This is a genomic window from Seohaeicola nanhaiensis (assembly GCF_042654245.1).
Classification (GTDB): Bacteria; Pseudomonadota; Alphaproteobacteria; order Rhodobacterales; family Rhodobacteraceae; genus Seohaeicola_A; species Seohaeicola_A nanhaiensis.
This window is the reverse complement of record NZ_JBHSGI010000002.1, coordinates 712,930-729,757: the sequence shown is the minus strand read 5'-3', so window position 1 is coordinate 729,757 and position 16,828 is coordinate 712,930. Positions and strand designations below refer to the sequence as shown.

Annotated in this window: 22 protein-coding genes; 13 read left to right on the top strand and 9 right to left on the bottom strand. The window is 67.7% G+C overall.

Annotated elements, in window-relative coordinates; translation table 11 throughout:
* Positions 1 to 154: 154 nt before the first annotated feature.
* Positions 155 to 916 (top strand): NAD kinase, encoded by a 762-nt coding sequence (locus ACFO5X_RS03690; protein ID WP_380715878.1) that lies wholly within the window; start codon positions 155 to 157, stop codon positions 914 to 916.
* 425 nt (positions 917 to 1,341) lie between these two features.
* On the opposite strand, the gene ACFO5X_RS03685 is transcribed toward ACFO5X_RS03690, so the two are convergent.
* On the bottom strand, positions 1,342 to 2,901 hold the full coding sequence (locus ACFO5X_RS03685) for an acyl-CoA synthetase (RefSeq protein WP_380715877.1): 1,560 nt from the start codon (positions 2,899 to 2,901) through the stop codon (positions 1,342 to 1,344).
* 51 nt (positions 2,902 to 2,952) lie between these two features.
* Positions 2,953 to 4,386 carry an amidase family protein gene (locus ACFO5X_RS03680; RefSeq protein WP_380715876.1) on the bottom strand — a complete coding sequence of 478 codons (1,434 nt, stop codon included), beginning with the start codon at positions 4,384 to 4,386 and terminating at the stop codon, positions 2,953 to 2,955.
* Positions 4,387 to 4,520: 134 nt separating this feature from the next.
* On the opposite strand from ACFO5X_RS03680, the gene ACFO5X_RS03675 reads away from it, so the two are divergent.
* Positions 4,521 to 5,330, top strand: a complete 810-nt coding sequence (locus tag ACFO5X_RS03675; protein ID WP_380715875.1) for a class I SAM-dependent methyltransferase — start codon at positions 4,521 to 4,523, stop codon at positions 5,328 to 5,330.
* A gap of 66 nt (positions 5,331 to 5,396) precedes the next feature.
* Here the strand turns inward: ACFO5X_RS03675 and ACFO5X_RS03670 are convergent, their stop codons facing one another.
* The 5 genes from ACFO5X_RS03670 to ACFO5X_RS03650 form a co-directional block, all read right to left on the bottom strand.
* Positions 5,397 to 5,957 carry a F0F1 ATP synthase subunit B gene (locus ACFO5X_RS03670; protein ID WP_380715874.1) on the bottom strand — a complete coding sequence of 187 codons (561 nt, stop codon included), beginning with the start codon at positions 5,955 to 5,957 and terminating at the stop codon, positions 5,397 to 5,399.
* A gap of 5 nt (positions 5,958 to 5,962) precedes the next feature.
* The gene (locus tag ACFO5X_RS03665; RefSeq protein ID WP_380715873.1) at positions 5,963 to 6,499 is read right to left on the bottom strand and encodes a F0F1 ATP synthase subunit B'; all 537 of its coding nucleotides are present in this window, start codon (positions 6,497 to 6,499) and stop codon (positions 5,963 to 5,965) included.
* A gap of 80 nt (positions 6,500 to 6,579) precedes the next feature.
* Positions 6,580 to 6,819 carry a F0F1 ATP synthase subunit C gene (locus ACFO5X_RS03660; RefSeq protein ID WP_189681053.1) on the bottom strand — a complete coding sequence of 80 codons (240 nt, stop codon included), beginning with the start codon at positions 6,817 to 6,819 and terminating at the stop codon, positions 6,580 to 6,582.
* Positions 6,820 to 6,868: 49 nt separating this feature from the next.
* Positions 6,869 to 7,627: a F0F1 ATP synthase subunit A gene (locus ACFO5X_RS03655; protein WP_380715872.1), complete on the bottom strand. Its 759-nt coding sequence runs from the start codon at positions 7,625 to 7,627 to the stop codon at positions 6,869 to 6,871.
* A gap of 4 nt (positions 7,628 to 7,631) precedes the next feature.
* A complete protein-coding gene (locus ACFO5X_RS03650; RefSeq protein ID WP_380715871.1) occupies positions 7,632 to 7,964 on the bottom strand; it encodes an AtpZ/AtpI family protein in 333 nt (110 codons plus the stop codon).
* A gap of 229 nt (positions 7,965 to 8,193) precedes the next feature.
* Here ACFO5X_RS03650 and ACFO5X_RS03645 point away from each other — a divergent pair, with 229 nt between their 5' ends.
* Positions 8,194 to 8,529 carry an ArsR/SmtB family transcription factor gene (locus tag ACFO5X_RS03645; RefSeq protein ID WP_380715870.1) on the top strand — a complete coding sequence of 112 codons (336 nt, stop codon included), beginning with the start codon at positions 8,194 to 8,196 and terminating at the stop codon, positions 8,527 to 8,529.
* An 87-nt stretch (positions 8,530 to 8,616) separates the two neighbouring features.
* Here the strand turns inward: ACFO5X_RS03645 and ACFO5X_RS03640 are convergent, their stop codons facing one another.
* Together ACFO5X_RS03640 and ACFO5X_RS03635 are read right to left on the bottom strand one after the other, a co-directional pair.
* Entirely contained in the window at positions 8,617 to 9,507 is an 891-nt protein-coding gene (locus ACFO5X_RS03640; protein WP_380715869.1) for a DMT family transporter, read from the bottom strand.
* Positions 9,498 to 10,373 (bottom strand): LysR family transcriptional regulator, encoded by an 876-nt coding sequence (locus ACFO5X_RS03635; RefSeq protein WP_380715868.1) that lies wholly within the window; start codon positions 10,371 to 10,373, stop codon positions 9,498 to 9,500. Before ACFO5X_RS03635 ends, ACFO5X_RS03640 begins: the two co-directional genes overlap by 10 nt.
* Positions 10,374 to 10,559: 186 nt before the next feature.
* Here ACFO5X_RS03635 and ACFO5X_RS03630 point away from each other — a divergent pair, with 186 nt between their 5' ends.
* The 10 genes from ACFO5X_RS03630 (at position 10,560) to rpsP (ending at position 16,818) form a co-directional block, all read left to right on the top strand.
* Positions 10,560 to 11,051 carry a hypothetical protein gene (locus ACFO5X_RS03630; protein ID WP_380715867.1) on the top strand — a complete coding sequence of 164 codons (492 nt, stop codon included), beginning with the start codon at positions 10,560 to 10,562 and terminating at the stop codon, positions 11,049 to 11,051.
* 51 nt (positions 11,052 to 11,102) lie between these two features.
* On the top strand, positions 11,103 to 11,615 hold the full coding sequence (locus ACFO5X_RS03625; protein WP_380715866.1) for a hypothetical protein: 513 nt from the start codon (positions 11,103 to 11,105) through the stop codon (positions 11,613 to 11,615).
* A gap of 193 nt (positions 11,616 to 11,808) precedes the next feature.
* Positions 11,809 to 13,302 (top strand): signal recognition particle protein, encoded by a 1,494-nt coding sequence (ffh, locus tag ACFO5X_RS03620; protein WP_380715865.1) that lies wholly within the window; start codon positions 11,809 to 11,811, stop codon positions 13,300 to 13,302.
* A 2-nt stretch (positions 13,303 to 13,304) separates the two neighbouring features.
* On the top strand, positions 13,305 to 13,859 hold the full coding sequence (locus tag ACFO5X_RS03615; RefSeq protein ID WP_380715863.1) for a GNAT family N-acetyltransferase: 555 nt from the start codon (positions 13,305 to 13,307) through the stop codon (positions 13,857 to 13,859).
* Positions 13,856 to 14,386, top strand: a complete 531-nt coding sequence (locus tag ACFO5X_RS03610; protein WP_380715862.1) for a GNAT family N-acetyltransferase — start codon at positions 13,856 to 13,858, stop codon at positions 14,384 to 14,386. Before ACFO5X_RS03615 ends, ACFO5X_RS03610 begins: the two co-directional genes overlap by 4 nt.
* Positions 14,383 to 14,907: a GNAT family N-acetyltransferase gene (locus tag ACFO5X_RS03605; protein ID WP_380715861.1), complete on the top strand. Its 525-nt coding sequence runs from the start codon at positions 14,383 to 14,385 to the stop codon at positions 14,905 to 14,907. Before ACFO5X_RS03610 ends, ACFO5X_RS03605 begins: the two co-directional genes overlap by 4 nt.
* Positions 14,904 to 15,416 carry a GNAT family N-acetyltransferase gene (locus ACFO5X_RS03600; RefSeq protein WP_380715860.1) on the top strand — a complete coding sequence of 171 codons (513 nt, stop codon included), beginning with the start codon at positions 14,904 to 14,906 and terminating at the stop codon, positions 15,414 to 15,416. The genes ACFO5X_RS03605 and ACFO5X_RS03600 overlap by 4 nt, the downstream gene beginning before the upstream one ends.
* The gene (locus ACFO5X_RS03595) at positions 15,416 to 16,021 is read left to right on the top strand and encodes a GNAT family N-acetyltransferase (RefSeq protein WP_380715859.1); all 606 of its coding nucleotides are present in this window, start codon (positions 15,416 to 15,418) and stop codon (positions 16,019 to 16,021) included. The genes ACFO5X_RS03600 and ACFO5X_RS03595 overlap by 1 nt, the downstream gene beginning before the upstream one ends.
* 93 nt (positions 16,022 to 16,114) lie before the next feature.
* A complete protein-coding gene (locus ACFO5X_RS03590; protein WP_380715858.1) occupies positions 16,115 to 16,414 on the top strand; it encodes a chorismate mutase in 300 nt (99 codons plus the stop codon).
* Between the two features lie 50 nt (positions 16,415 to 16,464).
* Positions 16,465 to 16,818, top strand: a complete 354-nt coding sequence (gene rpsP, locus ACFO5X_RS03585; protein ID WP_380715856.1) for a 30S ribosomal protein S16 — start codon at positions 16,465 to 16,467, stop codon at positions 16,816 to 16,818.
* Positions 16,819 to 16,828 lie beyond the last annotated feature (10 nt).

The window sequence follows — 16,828 nt, the reverse complement described above, 5'->3', positions numbered from 1 at the left end:
AGGGCCGCTGCAATTTGGCGTTGTCCTAGAGGAAAGCCGCGTCAGGATAAAGCCGGGAAAGCGACGCAGGGGCGGGGATCTGCGGCAAGGCTGGCGTTGACCGGAAAGGTATGGTTGTTTCGGAAGCAATTGCGCATGACCGGAAACGCCCTGAATGAGCCTGAAGATCGCCTTTCTGTCGAGCGACGCGCCGGTCGCCCTTGCCGCGCGCGATACCCTCTCCGCCCGCTATGGCCAGGTCGACCCGCACGAGGCCGAGGTGATTGTCGCGCTGGGCGGCGACGGCTTCATGCTGCGCACCCTGCACGCCACCCAGGAACTCGACGCGCCGGTCTACGGGATGAACCGCGGCACCATCGGTTTCCTGATGAACGAATACCATGAAGCCGACCTGCTGACCCGCCTCCAGCAGGCCGAGGAAGAGGTGATCCACCCGCTCTCCATGCGCACGATGGACCGCGAGGGGATGCTGCACCACGCGCTCGCCATCAACGAGGTCTCGCTGCTGCGCGCCGGCCCCCAGGCCGCGCGGCTGCGCATCACCGTCGACGGCAAGGTGCGCCTCGCCGAACTGGTCTGCGACGGCGCGCTGGTGGCCACGCCCGCCGGCTCGACCGCCTACAACTATTCCGCCCACGGCCCGATCCTGCCCATCGGCTCGCATGTGCTGGCGCTAACCGCCATCGCCGCCTTCCGCCCGCGCCGCTGGCAGGGCGCGCTTCTGCCGCAGTCGGCAAAGGTGCGCTTTGACGTGCTCGAACCCGAAAAACGCCCTGTCATGGCCGACGCCGATTCGATCTCGATCGACGATATCGACTGGGTCGAAATCCAGTCGGAACCCGCCGTCAGCCACCGCATTCTCTTCGATCCGGGCCACGGCCTGGAAGAGCGGCTGATTTCCGAGCAGTTCACCTGATCTCAACAGTTTGTGATGTTTTTCCTGCGGGAAGGTGAAACTTTTCCGGGGGCGGTGCGTTACACTGATACGGACCACGCACGCAGCGTGCCTCTTGCGGAATGGTTCGGGTAGTCACGCTGTACGGTGCAGGTCCGGCGCCTAAGGTGGGGTAAAGTGTTGTTTGGTTTTACCGGATACGGGCGTGGGGTGCGAACTCCACGCCCGTTCCGGTTGTCGCAAGAAAAGTTTCCTGACCGTCCGCGGTCTTCATCCTCCTGTGACCCAAGTCACTTACGAGTCGCCGCGTGTAGGGCAAAAGGTATGTGGCTGCATTACCAGCCCCCGGCGCCAGATAAGGCGCGGGATAGTGCGCGTAGCGATTGATCTGTTTCCCGGTTCTGCGGGCGTGGCTCCTCAGCCGCGCCCGCAATTTTTCTCCCACCTCAGGAAATCTGCCGCGACTGGCCTTCCCAGAACGGTTTGCGCAGCTCGGTCTTCAGCACCTTGTTGGCGCCCGACAGCGGAAAGGGCTCGGTCCGGAAGGCGATGCTGCGCGGGCACTTGTAGCCCGCGATCAGCGTATGACAGTGCTTTTTCAGCGTCTCCGCATCCACGTCCGCGCCCGGCTTCAGGATGACGATGGCATGCACCGCCTCGCCCCATTGCTCGCTCGGGATGCCGATCACCGCGCTGGTCGCCACCGCCGGATGCTGCCCCAGCGCATTCTCCACCTCGGCGGAATAGACATTCTCGCCCCCCGACACGATCATGTCCTTCAGCCGGTCCATCAGGAAGATGAACCCCTCGTCGTCCATGTATCCCGCGTCGCCGGTGAACACCCAGCCGTCCTTCAGCGTCGCCGCCGTCGCCTCGGGCTTCTGCCAGTAGCCCAGCATGGTGATCGGCCCCTTGACGATGATATGCCCCACCGTCCCGGGGGGCACGTCCCGGTCGTGCTCGTCCACGATCCGGATCTCGCAGACCCGCGTCGCCCGCCCGCAGGACCGCAGCCTGCCGGCCTTCGGCCCCTCCAGCACATGGTATTCGGTGCCCAGCACCGTCGCCACCGGGCTCAGCTCGGTCTGCCCGAAGGCCTGCAGGAACCGCACGCCCGGAAACTTCTGGAACGCCAGCTTCAGCGTCGCCTCGGTGATCGGCGAGGCGCCATAGGCGATCAGCTCCAGCGACGAGGTATCCGTCTCGGCCAGCTTCGGGCTGGCCAGCACCATCTGCAGCATCACCGGCACCAGCAGGGTATGGCTCGGCCGATGCCGCTCGATGGCCTCCAGCGTCGCCTCGGGCGTGAACATCGGAATCGCCACATGGGTGCCCTGCACGAAGGTGATTGCCATGAACCACAGCATGTCCGCGATATGGAACATCGGCGCGGCGTGCAGATAGACGGAGCCGTCCCGCACCTCCAGCTCCTGCGCGTTCGAAATGCCGCCCAGGTAGAAGTTCTTGTGCGACAGCATCACGCCCTTGGGAAACCCCGTGGTGCCCCCGGTATAGAAGATGCCCACCAGATCGTCGCCCGCGCGGCCCGCGTCCGGCGCGGGATCGGCGGCGGCGAGAATCTCCTCGTAATTCACCATGCCCTCTGGCGTCGGCCCGTCGCCGCAGAAGACCAGCGTCGCCAGCCCCGGCACCTCGGCCTGAATCGCCGGCGCCGCCTTGGCAAAGGCATCGTCCACCAGCAGGATCTCCGCCCCCGCATCGTTCAGCGCATAGGCGCATTCCGACGGCGACCAGCGAATGTTCATCGGCATCATGGCCCCGCCGCCCCAGGGCACGGCAAAGTAATACTCGATGAACCGGTCCGAGTTCAGCGACAGCAGCGCCACCCGGTCGCCGTTCCGCATCCCCAGCCGCTGCAAGGCACCGGCCAGCCGCTGCACCCGGTCCAGCGTTTCGCTCCAGGTGTGGCTCCGGTCCTTGAAGACCGTCGCCACACCATTGGGGTGGACCTGCGCCGCGCGGCGCAGGACCGAAGTGATCTGCATGTTTTCCCTCCCTGGGCGTGCGGGCCTTTGCGGCCCTGTTATGCCCTCAGCCTAGTTCATCCGTTGCCACAGCACGTCGCACATCCTTCCGACGCGCGCCTCGATGGCCGCCATCGCGTCCACCACCAGATCCTCGCGCCAGCGCCGGCCGACGATCTGGATGTTGATCGGCTGTGGCCCCTTCGGCAGATCCGCCAGCCGCGCCGGTACGCTGCCCGCCGGCAGCCCGACAAAGTTCATCGCGTAGGACCACAGCGCCGCGCCCAGCACCTCCTGCACGCCCTCGGCTCCCTCGGTGTCCCGGTCGGGCGCAAAGAAGGGCTGCGGCAGGAACGGCGTGATGATCAGCGGATAGCGCTCGGTGAACAGCGACCACTGCCGCGCGTAATAGGTCCGCTTGGCCATCATCTTCAGCAGCTCGGTCCCCTCGAAGACCGGGAACTGGCGGAAATATTCCTCGAAGATCGCCTGCACCGTCTCGGACCCATGCGCCGCGATATCCGGCCCCAGCAGCGCCGAGGTCTCGCCCAGCAGCGCCCGATACCCGTCCAGCGCGCATTCCTTCAGCAGCGGCGGTTCGATCTCTTCCACCTGATAGCCCGCGTCGTTCAGCGCATCCCGCGCGGTGTCCAGCGCCGCGCTCACCTCGGGGTGCAGATCGAACCCATAGGTCGCCTTGGTGAAGGCCACCGGAATCGGCCCCACCAGCGGCGCGCCGCGCCAGGGCAGGGGCACGTGGAACGGGTCGCGCGGATCAGGCGCGATCATCGTCGGCATCCCCGCGTGAAGGTCCGCCGCCTCGCGCACGATCAGCCCCTGCACCGACATCGCCTGCGACAGCATCCCGCGTTCGGCCTTCTGGCTCGGGTTCCAGGCCGGCACCCGGCCCAGGCCCGGCTTCACCGTCACCGCCCCGTTGGCCGCCGCCGGAAACCGCAGCGACCCGCCTATGTCATTGCCATGCGCCAGCGCGCCGATCCCGGCCATCACCGCCGCACCGGCCCCGCCCGAAGACCCCCCGGCCGAGATATGCGCGCCCCACGGGTTGTGGGTGCGCCCGAAGATCGGGTTGTCGGTATCCGCCCGGAACGAGAATTCCGGCGTATTGGTCCGCCCGATCACCACCGCGCCCGCCTTCTGCAGGTTCTCCACCAGCGGCGCATCCGCCGGGGCGAGGTAATCCTTCAGCGCCAGCACCCCGTTCGAGGTGGCGTGCCCGGCCTGATCGACGTTGATCTTGATCGTCACCGGCACCCCGAACAGCGGCCCCGGCGCGGCGCCTTCGGCCCGCGCCTTGTCCAGCGCCCGGGCGCGCTCCATCGCCTCGGCCGACAGATCCTCGACCACGGCATTCAGGGCGGGATTGACGGCGTTCATCCGCGCGATGGCGGCGCCGATGGCGGCCTCGGCGGTGATCTCGCCCGACGCGGCGCGCTGGGCGGTTTCGGCGGCGCCAAGGCGCCAGAGGGTATCTTGCTGTGTCATATATTCATTCTCCTGCGCGCAACCTTGGCGCGCGGCGCACCCCTTGCCAAGAGGCGAAGAGACGCGGGCCGATACAGGCGCCATGTTTCGTGCTAGACTGGACTCAGGCCTGGCGCTTCTGGGGAGGGCAGACCATGCTTGCGACCGACAAGGTGTTCGCCGGGTCGATCCCGGAAATCTACGACAACGTTCTGGTGCCGCTGATCTTCGAGGTCTACGCCGCCGACATGGCGGGGCGCGTCACCGAAAAACCGGTCCACGACGTGCTCGAAACCGCCGCCGGCAGCGGCGTCGTCACCCGCGCGCTGGCGCCCCTGCTGGCAGCGGACGCGCGCTATGTCGTCACCGACCTCAACCCGCCCATGCTCGAGCGCGCCCGTGCCCGCCAGGGCGACGACCCGCGCCTCACCTGGCAGCCCGCCGACGCGCTCGACCTGCCGTTCCCGGACGCCAGCTTCGACGCCATCTGCTGCCAGTTCGGCGTCATGTTCTTCCCCGACCGGATCAAGGGCTATGCCGAGGCGCGCCGTGTCCTGCGCCCCGGCGGCCGCTTCATCTTCAACGTCTGGGACGACATCGGACAGAACGCCTTCGCCGATGTCGTGACCCGCGTCGCCGCCACCCTGCTGCCCGCCGCGCCGCCCCGCTTCCTCGCCCGCACCCCCCACGGGCATGGCAACCCCCGGCTGATCCGCACCGAACTGGCTCAGGCCGGCTATGCCCATGTGTCGGTCGAACAGATCACGGCCACCAGCACCGCCGCCGATCCGGCCATCCCGGCGATGGCCTATTGCCGGGGCACGCCGATGTACGGTGAACTCGCCCCCCATGGCGAGGCGATGGTGCAGCGCGTCGTCGACGCCGCCACCGAGGAAATCCGCGCCCTCTACGGCGATGGTCCGGTTTCGGCGCCCATCTCGGGCTTTGTCGTCACCGCCTGGTGACCCCCCGAAAACGACAAGACCCGGCCAATTGGCCGGGCCTTGCCCTGTCCCTCGGGTCCTTGCCGCTTAGTGCAGCTTTGTCTCGACCTGAGCAATCGACTCCTCCACCAGCTTGGCGCGGGCGGCGGCGGTCAGTTGTTTCGACATCACGTCCTTTGCAGCGGCCACCGCGATGGTGATCGCCCGGTCGCGCACGTCCTTGATGGCCGCGGACTGGGCCGAGGCGATCTGATCCTGCGCGGCAGCCAGCCGGCGCGCGATCGACTTCTCCAGATCGGCCTTCGCCTGATCGGCGGCCAGCGCCGCCTCTTCCTTGGCGGTGGCGACGATCCGGTCGGCCTGGGCCTGAACTTCCTTCTGCTTGCGCTCGAACGAGGCCAGCACGGTCTGTGCCTCCTCGCGCAGCGCCCGCGCCTCGTTCAGCTCCTCGCGGATGCCCTCGGCCCGCTTGTCCAGCATCTTGGCGATGGTGCCCGGCACCTTGAAATAGACCAGGATGCCAAGAAACAGGATGAAGGCGATGGTCACAACGAAGTTGGTGTTGTGCAGCGAGATAAAGGGCCCGGTGGCCGCCAGCGCCGGTGTGGCAGCGGTCGCGGCGATCAGGGCGGCAAGTGCTCTGCGCATGCGGGTCATCCCTTGATCCGGGCCGAAACGGCGGTGTCGATCTTGGCGGCGTCGTCCTTGCCCCCCAGCGCTGCGACCAGCGCGGCGGCGGTGTCCTTGGCGACCTCTTCCACCGCGGCGGCGGCACCGGCGCGGATCTCGGCGATGGCCTTCTCCGACTCGGCGGTCTTGGCCGCGATGTCTTCATCCGCCTGCGCGATGGCCTTGGCGACCTCGGCCTGAATCTCGGCCTTGGCGGCGGCGCCGATGCGGTTCGCCTCGGTGCGGGCATCGGCCAGCGCCTTGTTATAGGCCTCTTCGGCGGCGACCGCCTTGGCCTTCAGGTCCTCGGCGGCGGCGATATCGTTCGTGATGGTCCCGGCGCGCTCGGCCAGGATGCCGCCGATACGTGGCAGCGCCACGCGCGACAGCACGAAATAGATCACAACCAGCGTCACCGCGAGCCAGAAGATCTGGTTCGGGAAATGCTCGATGTTCAGCTGCGGCATGCCAGGCGCCGAAGTGGCGGCGGCTTGGCCCGCGTCATGCGTCGGTGTTGCCATGTCGGTACTCCCTGGGAACTGCCGTTACGACGGACGGGCGCAGGCGCGCGCCGTCCGCCGGTAAGGAAGAGCCCGTCGGATCAGACGGCGAACATCAGCAGCAGGGCGACGAGGAACGCGAAGATGCCCAGGGCTTCGGCGAATGCGATGCCGATGAACAGGGTCGCGGTCTGGCCGGCGGCGGCCGACGGATTGCGCAGGGCGCCTGCCAGGAAGTTGCCGGCGACGTGGCCCACACCGATGGCGGCTGCGCCCGAACCGATGGCGGCCAGACCGGCGCCGATGAATTTGCCCAGAGCTGCTGCTGCGACGAGTTCCATGTGATCTCTCCTTACGATGGAATGGGGTATGTTGATTGAAAGACGGGCGTCAGTGACCCGGATGCAGCGCATCCTTGAGGTAGACGCAGGTCAGGATGGTGAAGACATAGGCCTGGATGAAGGCCACGAGCAGTTCCAGACCGTAGATCGCGGTGACGCCAAGGATGGCGATGGGCGCGATGGCGGCGACCTGGGCGAAGCCGGCAAAGACCTTCAGCACCGCGTGACCGGCCATCATGTTGCCGGCAAGACGGATCGAATGGCTCACCGGCCGCACGAAGTAGGAAATCAGTTCGATGATCGCGAGGATCGGCCGCAGCGCCAGCGGCGCGCTCGACACCCAGAACAGGCCCAGGAAGTGGGTGCCGTTCTTCACGAAACCAAGGATCGTCACGCAGATGAACACGCCAAAGCCCAGGATGGCGGTGACGGCGATATGCGAGGTGGTGGTGAAGGATCCGGGGATCAGGCCCAGGAAGTTGGCGCAGACGATGAACATGAACAGCGTCATGATGTACGGGAAATACTTGATCCCGTCCTTGCCGGTCACATCCTCGACCATCTTGTAGACGAAGCCATAGGCCATCTCGGCGATCGACTGGCCGCGGCCGGGGACGATGGCACGCTTCGAGGTGGACAGCACCAGCAGCAGGATCACCGCGACGATGGCCAGCGCCATCCACAGCGTCACGTTGGTCGGCGTGTACCAGGCCACCGGCCCGTCGCCGAACAGCGGCTTGACGATGAACTGGTCCATCGGGTGGAAGGTCAGGGTGCTGCCCTCGGCTGCGTGCTCTTCTGTCGCCATCGCGTCAGTTTCCCTTGTCGTCCTCTGCGGCCGCATCGGCCTGCGTGGTCTTCCGGATCTCCTCGGCACTTCTGAGCATCACCTTGACGCCCGCCGCGAGACCCAACAACGTGAACAGCACGAGAAAGATCGGCAACGTGCCGAACAGGCGATCCAGCCCGTATCCCATGCCAAAGCCGATCCCAAGACCGGCCACCAGCTCGATCACCATCCGCCAGGCAAGCTGCGCCTGCGAGTAGTGCTCTTCCTTGTGGGATTTCGGCGTGACGGCCTCTCTGGCCGCTGCGATCTTCGCCTCAAGCTGCGCCAGACGCTGCTTCTGGTCGTCGTCGCTCACACCGTTAACCCCGTGCAACAGTTGGCATGGTGCTAGTGCGGGACGGGCAGGGAGTCAATTGCCCGATTTGACGGGGTGGAATGGAATTAAGTAATTGAATATAATGTAAATTCTGAAAGGCGGTCCGCGTCGCTCCAGCCCGGCCGCGCCCGCAAGGCCCGGATTCCGCCCGAAACGCATATTCAACCTTCCGGTTGACGATTTCCCCCCGCTGCGGCAAGCCATTGCCATGTCCCACCCGCTCGACATCGTCTTTGCCGCGCTCGCCGACCCGACCCGGCGCGCGATCCTGTCGATGCTGCTCGAGGACGACATGGCCGTGACCGACGTGGCCGAACCCTTCGACATGTCGCTGGCCGCGATCTCCAAACACCTCACCGTCCTCGCCCGCGCCGGGCTGATCAGCCAGGATCAGCGCGGCCGCGTGAAATGGTGCAAGCTCGAACCCGACGCCCTGCGCGCCGCCAGCGTCTGGATGCAGGGCTTCGGCCAGTTCGAACCGGTCAACCTCGACGCCTTCGAACGGTTCCTGGCGGCGGAGCTGGACACCGGCGCCGGCGACTGAACGCGCAGGAGGCAGGGGGCTCTGCCCCCGCCGCCCTTCGGGCGGCCCCCCGAGGTATTTGGAAACCAGAGAAGCCAGGCGCGCGGTCTACCCGTCATCCCGCAACAGCAGCAACAGCGCCACCACCGTCAGGGCGATCCCGCCCAGCACCAGCCCCTGCGGCGGGGTGCCGCCAAGGGCGACCTCCCAGGCGATCACCCAGCTGGGGGTGAGATAGGTATAGGCCATCACCTTGGCGCTCGGCAGGTTCAGCGAGGCATATTGCAGCAGCACGAAGGTCATCGCCGAGGCGAAGATCGCGATATAGCCCAGCGTGATCCAGACGATCATCGGCAGCGCGGCCCAATTGGTGGCGCGGATGTCGGACCAGCCGTAGAGTGTCAGCAGCAGCCCGCCCGCCACCAGCATCCCGAAGGTGAAGACCACCGCCGGCTCGCCCCGGTTCAACTTTCGCACCATCGGCGTATAGACCGCATGGGCGACGCAGCCCCAGAAATAGACGATCTCGCCGCCGCCGACGTGAAAGGCGCGCAGCGCCGCCCAGTCGGCCCGGAAGATCACCCAGAGCGCGCCCGCCCCGCCGATCGCCAGCGCCAGCGCCATCCGCGACGTGGTCACCTGCCGCAGCAGCAGCCAGCCGAAGACCGCGGCCATCGGCGGCACCAGGGTAAAGACCGCCGCCGCACTCACCGGGTCGGCGGTCTTCAGCCCCTCGAACATCAGCACGAAATAGGTCGCGAACAGCCCGCCCAGCAGCAGATAGCGCCAGGGTGCCCGCGCCGCGCTGCGCGGCAGGCCCGTGGTGGCCAGCGCCGCGATCCCGATCACCACCGCCGCGATCCCGAAGCGCGCCGCGTTCAGCGCCGCCGGCGCGATCTCGTTCGCCGCCCGGGTGCCCAGCGAGAAGGATCCGGCGACCAGCGCCGAAAAGGCCAGCATCGCCAGATGGCCCCGCAGGGCCGAGCCTTTCAGGGCCATGCGCGCGCCCGGTCCTTGAGGAAGGTCAGGAAGTTCTGCACCTTCGAGGTGCGGTGCAGGTCGACATGGGTCACCAGCCACAGCGGCGCGGTCCATTCCTCGCGCGAGGGCAGCACCCGCACCAGCCCCGGCAGCCGCATCGCCTCGCATTCGGTCAGAAACCCGAGACCCGCCCCCGCCAGCACCGCCTCGCGCACGCTGTTGTCCGAGGTGGCGCGGAAGGTCACCTGATCGGCCGGCACCTTGTCGCGCAGCCAGCGGTAGAACGGCGCCCGGCTCTCGCGGTCGTCCGGCCCGACAAAGCGGTGCCCGGCGAATTCGCTCTCGTCCTTCGGCACGCCATGTTCCGCCACATAGGCCTCGCTGGCGAACAGCGACACCTTCTGGCGCACGAAGGGCTGCACCACGTTGTCCGGCTGGTCCGGCGGCGACCCGGCGCGGATCGCCACATGCGCCTCGCCATATTCCAGCCGGAACAGCCGCCCGCTGGTCAGGAAGCGCACCTTCAGCTCGGGGTGCAGCCGCTGGAACTCGGTCAGCACCGGCACCAGCACCGGCGCCATCGCGGTCAGCGAGGTCACCACCAGCTCGCCGCCCACCTCCTGGCCCTGGCCGCGCAGCCGCGCCACCAGCTGGCTGAACTGGTCGTCCGTCGCCTGCGCCACCTGCAGCAGATCGTTGCCCGCCTCGGTCGGCGTATAGCCCCGCGCGTGGCGCTGGAACAGCTTCACCCCGATCCGCGCCTCCAGCGCGTCGATATGGCGGATCACCGTCGCATGATGCACGCCCAGCTCTTCGGCCGCGCCGCTCACCGTGCCTTTCCGCGCCACCTGATAGGCGGTGCGGACCTCGTCCCAATTGTCCAATTGCCGGGTCCTTCCGTCGAGCGTCAGCTCACACAAGTCGCCGCATTACAGCACTTGTGTGCACCCGTGCAAAGGCCCTTTCCGCCCGCGCGCGGAACTGTGGCGGGCGGCGCCCGTTGTGGTCATGCCGATGTCATTTTGATCCGCTAGGTGGGCGGCAACCGGCAGATCCCGGAGGGACATCGCATGAAGATCATCCGCCAGACCCCCGACCGCCTGATCATCGGCCAGACGCCCTGGCGGCTCGGCGCGGCGCTCTGCGCGCTGGTGCTGGTCTCGCTTGCACTCGGCGCGATGCTGCGCTGGATGGGACGCTCCGAGGGCACGCTGATCGCGGTGATCGGCGGCGGCGGCGGGCTGATCGCGCTGGCGATCTGCGCCGAACGCCTGCGGATGGAACTCGACGCCCGCGCCAATGCCTTCATCCTGCACCGCCGGCGCGGCCTGCGCCGGTCCGAGATGCGCCACGCGCTCTCCGACCTCTCCTGCGCCGTGCTGGAAGAAGACAGGGGCGACCCGGCCCGCCCGCGCTATTCCACCACCGTAGTCTTCAGCCGCGGCATCGGCGCCGGCCGCTACCCGCTGACCGACCGCGCCCGCCCCGAGATCGCCGCCGAGGTGATCGAGACAGTCAACCTCTGGCTGCATCAGGCCCGCCGCCTGCCGCCCGGCAACTGACACCCGCGCGAAAGCTTTGACAACCGGCGCTGCCGTGGCCTTTGATGCGCCATGTCCATGAAGGTCACCCGCAACACGCCCCAGCAGCTGGTCGTCGAGGATACGCCCTGGCTCCTCGGCCTGTTTCTCGCCGCCTTCATCCTGCTCTTCGTCGGCGTCGGGTTCGCCATCACCCTTTCGGGCGAGATCTTTGGCCTGATCTTCGTCCTGGCCGGCGGCGGCATCGGCGGCCTCTGCCTCGCCGTCATGGTGGAGCGCGTGCAGGTCATCCTCGACCGCGCGGCCGATACGCTGGTGATCCGCCGCCGCTCGGTCTTCGGCTATGCCGAGGTGCGCCACGCCCTCGCCGATCTCGACCGGGCGATACTCGAGGAAACCACCGGTTCCAAGGGCGGCCGCCTCTACCGCCCCGCCCTGGTGCTCGACCGCGGGATGAGCGCGGGCACCCACCCGGTCGTCACCACCTATACCAACACCCGCGGCCCCCGCCGCCTGACCGAGGCGATCAACGCCTGGCTGGCCGAACACCGGCCGGCGCGCGAGGTTCAGGACGACCGGGCCTGAACCGTCTGGCCGCCCGGCGCCGGCTTGACTCTCTGGCCGCACGGGCCTAAATCGACCGCATCCCGGAAGTCCACAGCTTCCGGTCCCCCGGCCATCGGGGGATCGACCTCCACCAGCGCGATGCGCCCGTGGGGGCGTTTGTGCATTCACCGCCTCTCGGGGCATCGGTCAAAAAGGGCGAAGGAGCCGGCGCATGTTTGAAAATCTCTCAGAACGCCTCTCCGGTGTTTTCGACCGGCTGACCCGGCAGGGCGCCCTGTCGGAAGAGGACGTGAAAACCGCCCTGCGCGAGGTCCGCGTGGCCCTGCTCGAGGCCGACGTCTCGCTGCCCGTGGCCCGCGATTTCGTCAAGGCGGTGCAGGACAAGGCGACCGGCCAGTCGGTCACCAAGTCGGTCACGCCCGGCCAGCAGGTCGTCAAGATCGTGCATGACGCGCTGGTCGACGTGCTCAGGGGCGAAGGCGACCCCGGCGCGCTCAAGATCGACAACCCGCCCGCGCCGATCCTGATGGTCGGCCTGCAGGGCGGCGGCAAGACCACCACCACCGCCAAGCTCGCCAAGCGCCTGAAAGAGCGCGAGGGCAAGCGCGTGCTGATGGCCTCGCTCGACGTCAACCGCCCGGCGGCGATGGAACAGCTGGCGATCCTCGGCGTCCAGATCGGCGTCGACACGCTCCCCATCGTCAAGGGCGAGAATCCGGTCCAGATCGCCAAACGCGCCAAGACCCAGGCCAGCCTCGGCGGCTATGACGTCTACATGCTCGACACCGCCGGCCGCCTCTCCATCGACGAAGAGCTGATGGAACAGGTCAAGGCCGTCCGCGACGTCGCCAACCCGCGCGAGACGCTGCTTGTGGTCGACGGCCTCACCGGTCAGGACGCGGTGCACACGGCCGAGAACTTCGACGCCCGCATCGGCATCACCGGCGTGGTCCTCACCCGGATGGACGGCGACGGCCGCGGCGGCGCCGCGCTCTCGATGCGCGCCGTCACCGGCAAGCCGATCCGCTTCGTCGGCCTCGGCGAAAAGATGGACGCGCTCGAAACCTTCGAGCCGGACCGCATCGCCGGCCGCATCCTCGGCATGGGCGATATCGTCGCCCTGGTCGAAAAGGCGCAGGAAACCATCGAGGCCGAACAGGCCGAGAAGATGATGAAGCGCATGATCAAGGGTCAGTTCTCGATGAACGACCTGCGCATGCAGCTGGAACAGATGCTCAAGATGGGCGGCATGCAGTCCATGATGGGCATGATGCCTGGCATGGGCAAGATGGCCAAACAGGTCGAGGACGCGGGTCTCGACGACACCGTCCTCAAGCGCCAGATCGCCCTGATCCAGTCGATGACCAAGAAGGAACGCGCCAACCCCGCGCTGCTCCAGGCCAGCCGCAAGAAGCGCATCGCCGCCGGCGCGGGTCTCGATGTCTCCGAGCTGAACAAGCTGCTCAAGATGCACCGCCAGATGGGCGACATGATGAAGAAGCTCGGCAAGATGGGCAAAGGCGGGATGCTGAAACAGGCGATGAAGGGCATGTTCGGCAAGGGCGGGATGCCCGACCCCGCCAGCATGGACCCCGCCGCGCTTGAATCCGCCGCCCGCAAGCTCGGCGGCCGTCTCCCCGGCCTCGGCGGCGGCGGCGGCATGCAGCTGCCCCCGGGCCTCTCGGGCTTTGGCAAGAAGAAGTAACCTTGGCCACCGCTCCGTCCACATACGAGACACCCGCAGCAGGCGCGACTCTGGAGATTCCAACCCTCCACACCGCGCGCCTGACCTTGCGCGCCCCGCGTCTGGCGGATTTCGAACATTGGGCCGCCTTCTTCGCCTCCGACCGCTCGGTCCACGAACGGGGCCGCAAGTCGCGCGAGGACGCCTACGCCACCTGGGCCGCCGACGTCGCGCTCTGGCAGCTGCGCGGCTACGGCCCCTTCGGCGTGGATGACCGCGAAACGGGCGCATATCTTGGCGAGGTCGGCATCTACCAGTCCGAAGGCTTCCCCGGCCCCGAACTCGGCTGGTTCACCACCCCCGCGGCCGAAGGCATGGGCATCGCGCACGAGGCCGCGCAGGCAGTCATCGCCTGGCTCAAGGCCACGCAGGACTGGCCCTTCGTCACCTCGATCATCGACCCGGCCAACGACCGCTCCATCGCGCTGGGCCTGCGCCTCGGCGGCACCATCGACGCCACGCTGCCCGGCATCGACCCCGGCGACGTGGTGATCCGCCACGACCTGGTGCGCGCATGATCCCCACGCTGCACACCGAACGGCTGATCCTGCGCGCCCTCCGGCCCGCGGATTTCGACGCCTTCGCCGCCTTCTACGCCGGCCCCCGCTCGCATCTCGTCGGCGGCCCGCTGACCCGCGAACTCGCCTGGCGGATGCTGGCGATGGAGGCCGGGCACTGGCACCTCAAGGGCTTCGGCCGCTGGATCGTCGAGCACCGCGCCACCGGCACCCCGGTCGGCCTCGTCGGCCTGTTCGAACCCGAAGGCTGGCCCGAACCCGAACTCGGCTGGGATCTCTTCGACGGCCACGAAGGCCACGGCTACGCCACCGAGGCCGCCGAGGCCGCCCGCGCGCACGCCTACGACAGCCTTGGCTGGTCCACCGTCGTCAGCCTGATCAAACCCGCCAACGCCAGCTCCGCCCGCGTCGCCGCCCGCCTCGGCTGCACCCGCGACGGCGACTTCACCCACGAACGCCACGGCCCGATGCAGATCTGGCGCCACCCCGCGCCCGACGCCGATGGCGGGATCGAGGCCTACGCATGACCGCCACGCTGTCCATCCCGGTGATCGAGACCGAACGCCTGATCCTGCGCGGGCCCCGCGAAAGCGATTTCGAGGCTTTCGCGACCTTCTCCGCGTCGGACCGCGCGGCCTTCGTCGGCGGCCCCTACACGCGCCAGCGCAGCTGGGTCAGCTTCCTCGCCCAATACGGCCACTGGGCGCTGCGCGGCTATGGCATGTGGATGCTGGAAGACCGCGCCACCGGCGGCATCGCCGGGCGCGTCGGCATCATCCGGAACGACGGCTGGGACGAACCCGAACTCGGCTGGCACATCTACGACGGTTTCGAAGGCAAGGGCCTCGCCTACGAGGCCGCCCATGCCGCCCGCGCCCATGCCGCCAACCACCTCGGTCTCGACCGGGTGATCTCCTACATCGTGCCCGACAACACCCGCTCCGCCGCGCTGGCCCAACGCCTCGGCGCAACGATCGAACGCGACGGCGAAGTGTCGGGCCACCCCTGCCACGTCTGGCGCCATCCCTCTGCGAAGGGGGCGGCATGATCCCGACGCTCACCACCGAACGCCTGACGCTGCGCGGCCCCCGCGCATCGGACTTCGACACCGTCGCCGCTTTCTTCGCCGATGGCGGCCGCTCCGACTTCTTCGGCGGCCCGCTGACGCGCGGCAACGCCTGGCGCTGGTTCGCCATGTCGATGGGCCACTGGCAGATCCGGGGCTTCGGCTTCTGGATGGTCGACCTCACCGCCACGGGCCGGCTTTGCGGCATGACCGGCCTCTGGCAGCCCGAAGGCTGGCCCGAACCGGAACTCGGCTGGGTCGTCTTCGAAGGATTCGAAGGGCAGGGCATCGCGCAGGAGGCTGCGCTGGCCGCGCGCGCCCATGCCTATGGCCCGCTCGGCTGGACCACGCTCACCTCGAACATCATGCCCGGCAACACCCGTTCCATCGCGCTGGCCGAACGGATGGGCGCCTGGTTCGAACGCACCATCGACAACCCGCTGGTGGGCGAGGAACTGGTCTACCGCCACCCCGCGCCGGAGGCCGTCTGATGGGCCACCGCGACATTCCCGTGATCGAGACCCGCCGCCTGATCCTGCGCGGTCCCCGTCCCGAGGACTATCCCGACTTCAAGGCGACCTTCGCCTCGTACCGCTCGCGCTTCATGGGCGGGCCGCTGAACGCCTACGAGGCCTGGATGCTCTACGCCGCCGAGATCGGCCATTGGGAGATTCGCGGCTTCGGCATGTGGATGATCCATGACCGCGCGACCGAGGCGACCGTCGGCATGGCCGGCGGCTGGCAGCCGGCGAAATGGCCCGAGCGCGAGATCGCCTGGATCATCTGGCCCGACAAGGCCGGCAAGGGCTATGCGCTCGAAGCCACCCATGCGGTGCGCGCCTATCTCTACCGGAAGGCGGGCTGGACCACGGCGGTCAGCTACATCGACCCCAAGAACCTCGACTCGATCCGCCTGGCCGAACGGCTGGGCGCGGTGAAGGACCACGAGGCCGCCACCATCGACGGCTCGGACGCGGTCTATCGCCACCCGTCGCCGGCCCGGCTCGACAACAGCCAGATCGCCCACGGGATCGAGATGGAGATCGCCCATTACGCCGATCCGATGTTCAAACCGAAAGGCTGGGCCATTGACTGATGTCGCCCCGATCTTGCTGCGCTGCGGCGGTGCACGGGTTGTGCACGGGTTGTGCACGGCTATCACCCCCCGGATTCCAGCGTGGAGAAACGCATGACCCAGGACACCACCCAACGCGCGGCCGCGCTGCTGAAAGAGCATCGCGAAAGCATCGACCGGCTTGACGCCATCCTCGTCTATACCCTCGGCGAGCGGTTCAAGCACACCCAGGCCGTGGGCAAGCTCAAGGCCGAACACGACCTTCCCCCGTCCGATCCGGCGCGCGAAGCGACCCAGATCGCACGGCTCGAAGACCTGGCCGTCAAGGCCGACCTCGACCCGGAATTTGCCAAGGCGTTCCTCGCCTTCATCATCCGGGAAGTGATCCACCACCACGAGAAGTTCAAGACTTAACATGGGTTTATACCCATCCTGACCCAAGCCATTCAAAGGAGAAAACACAAATGGCCATGAAGATCAGACTCGCCCGCGGCGGCTCCAAGAAACGCCCGTCCTACCGCATCGTCGCCGCCGATTCGCGCATGCCCCGCGACGGCCGCTTCATCGAGAAGCTGGGCACCTACGACCCGATGCTGCCCAAGGACAACGAGAACCGCGTCAAGATGGACGTGGAGCGCGTGCAGCACTGGCTGAACCTCGGCGCCCAGCCGACCGACCGGATCGCCCGCATGCTCGAAGCCGCCGGCCTGCGCCCGAAGACCGAACGCAACAACCCCAAAGCCGGCGAACCCGGCAAGAAAGCCAAGGCCCGCGCCGAGGAAAAGGCCGCGAAGGCCGCCGCGACCGCCGAGGAATAAGTCATTGCAA

Excerpts from the sequence above, each read along its gene's own strand:
- ACFO5X_RS03600 (WP_380715860.1), top strand. The coding sequence starts at position 14,904 with ATGATCCCGACGCTCACCACCGAACGCCTGACGCTGCGCGGCCCCCGC.
- ACFO5X_RS03605 (WP_380715861.1), top strand. The coding sequence starts at position 14,383 with ATGACCGCCACGCTGTCCATCCCGGTGATCGAGACCGAACGCCTGATC.
- ffh (WP_380715865.1), top strand. The coding sequence starts at position 11,809 with ATGTTTGAAAATCTCTCAGAACGCCTCTCCGGTGTTTTCGACCGGCTG.
- ACFO5X_RS03670 (WP_380715874.1), bottom strand. The coding sequence starts at position 5,957 with ATGCGCAGAGCACTTGCCGCCCTGATCGCCGCGACCGCTGCCACACCG.
- ACFO5X_RS03685 (WP_380715877.1), bottom strand. The coding sequence starts at position 2,901 with ATGCAGATCACTTCGGTCCTGCGCCGCGCGGCGCAGGTCCACCCCAAT.
- ACFO5X_RS03675 (WP_380715875.1), top strand. The coding sequence starts at position 4,521 with ATGCTTGCGACCGACAAGGTGTTCGCCGGGTCGATCCCGGAAATCTAC.
- ACFO5X_RS03680 (WP_380715876.1), bottom strand. The coding sequence starts at position 4,386 with ATGACACAGCAAGATACCCTCTGGCGCCTTGGCGCCGCCGAAACCGCC.
- ACFO5X_RS03630 (WP_380715867.1), top strand. The coding sequence starts at position 10,560 with ATGAAGATCATCCGCCAGACCCCCGACCGCCTGATCATCGGCCAGACG.
- ACFO5X_RS03660 (WP_189681053.1), bottom strand. The coding sequence starts at position 6,819 with ATGGAACTCGTCGCAGCAGCAGCTCTGGGCAAATTCATCGGCGCCGGT.
- ACFO5X_RS03655 (WP_380715872.1), bottom strand. The coding sequence starts at position 7,627 with ATGGCGACAGAAGAGCACGCAGCCGAGGGCAGCACCCTGACCTTCCAC.
- ACFO5X_RS03595 (WP_380715859.1), top strand. The coding sequence starts at position 15,416 with ATGGGCCACCGCGACATTCCCGTGATCGAGACCCGCCGCCTGATCCTG.
- ACFO5X_RS03625 (WP_380715866.1), top strand. The coding sequence starts at position 11,103 with ATGTCCATGAAGGTCACCCGCAACACGCCCCAGCAGCTGGTCGTCGAG.
- ACFO5X_RS03665 (WP_380715873.1), bottom strand. The coding sequence starts at position 6,499 with ATGGCAACACCGACGCATGACGCGGGCCAAGCCGCCGCCACTTCGGCG.
- ACFO5X_RS03590 (WP_380715858.1), top strand. The coding sequence starts at position 16,115 with ATGACCCAGGACACCACCCAACGCGCGGCCGCGCTGCTGAAAGAGCAT.
- ACFO5X_RS03610 (WP_380715862.1), top strand. The coding sequence starts at position 13,856 with ATGATCCCCACGCTGCACACCGAACGGCTGATCCTGCGCGCCCTCCGG.
- rpsP (WP_380715856.1), top strand. The coding sequence starts at position 16,465 with ATGGCCATGAAGATCAGACTCGCCCGCGGCGGCTCCAAGAAACGCCCG.
- ACFO5X_RS03640 (WP_380715869.1), bottom strand. The coding sequence starts at position 9,507 with ATGGCCCTGAAAGGCTCGGCCCTGCGGGGCCATCTGGCGATGCTGGCC.
- ACFO5X_RS03645 (WP_380715870.1), top strand. The coding sequence starts at position 8,194 with ATGTCCCACCCGCTCGACATCGTCTTTGCCGCGCTCGCCGACCCGACC.
- ACFO5X_RS03690 (WP_380715878.1), top strand. The coding sequence starts at position 155 with ATGAGCCTGAAGATCGCCTTTCTGTCGAGCGACGCGCCGGTCGCCCTT.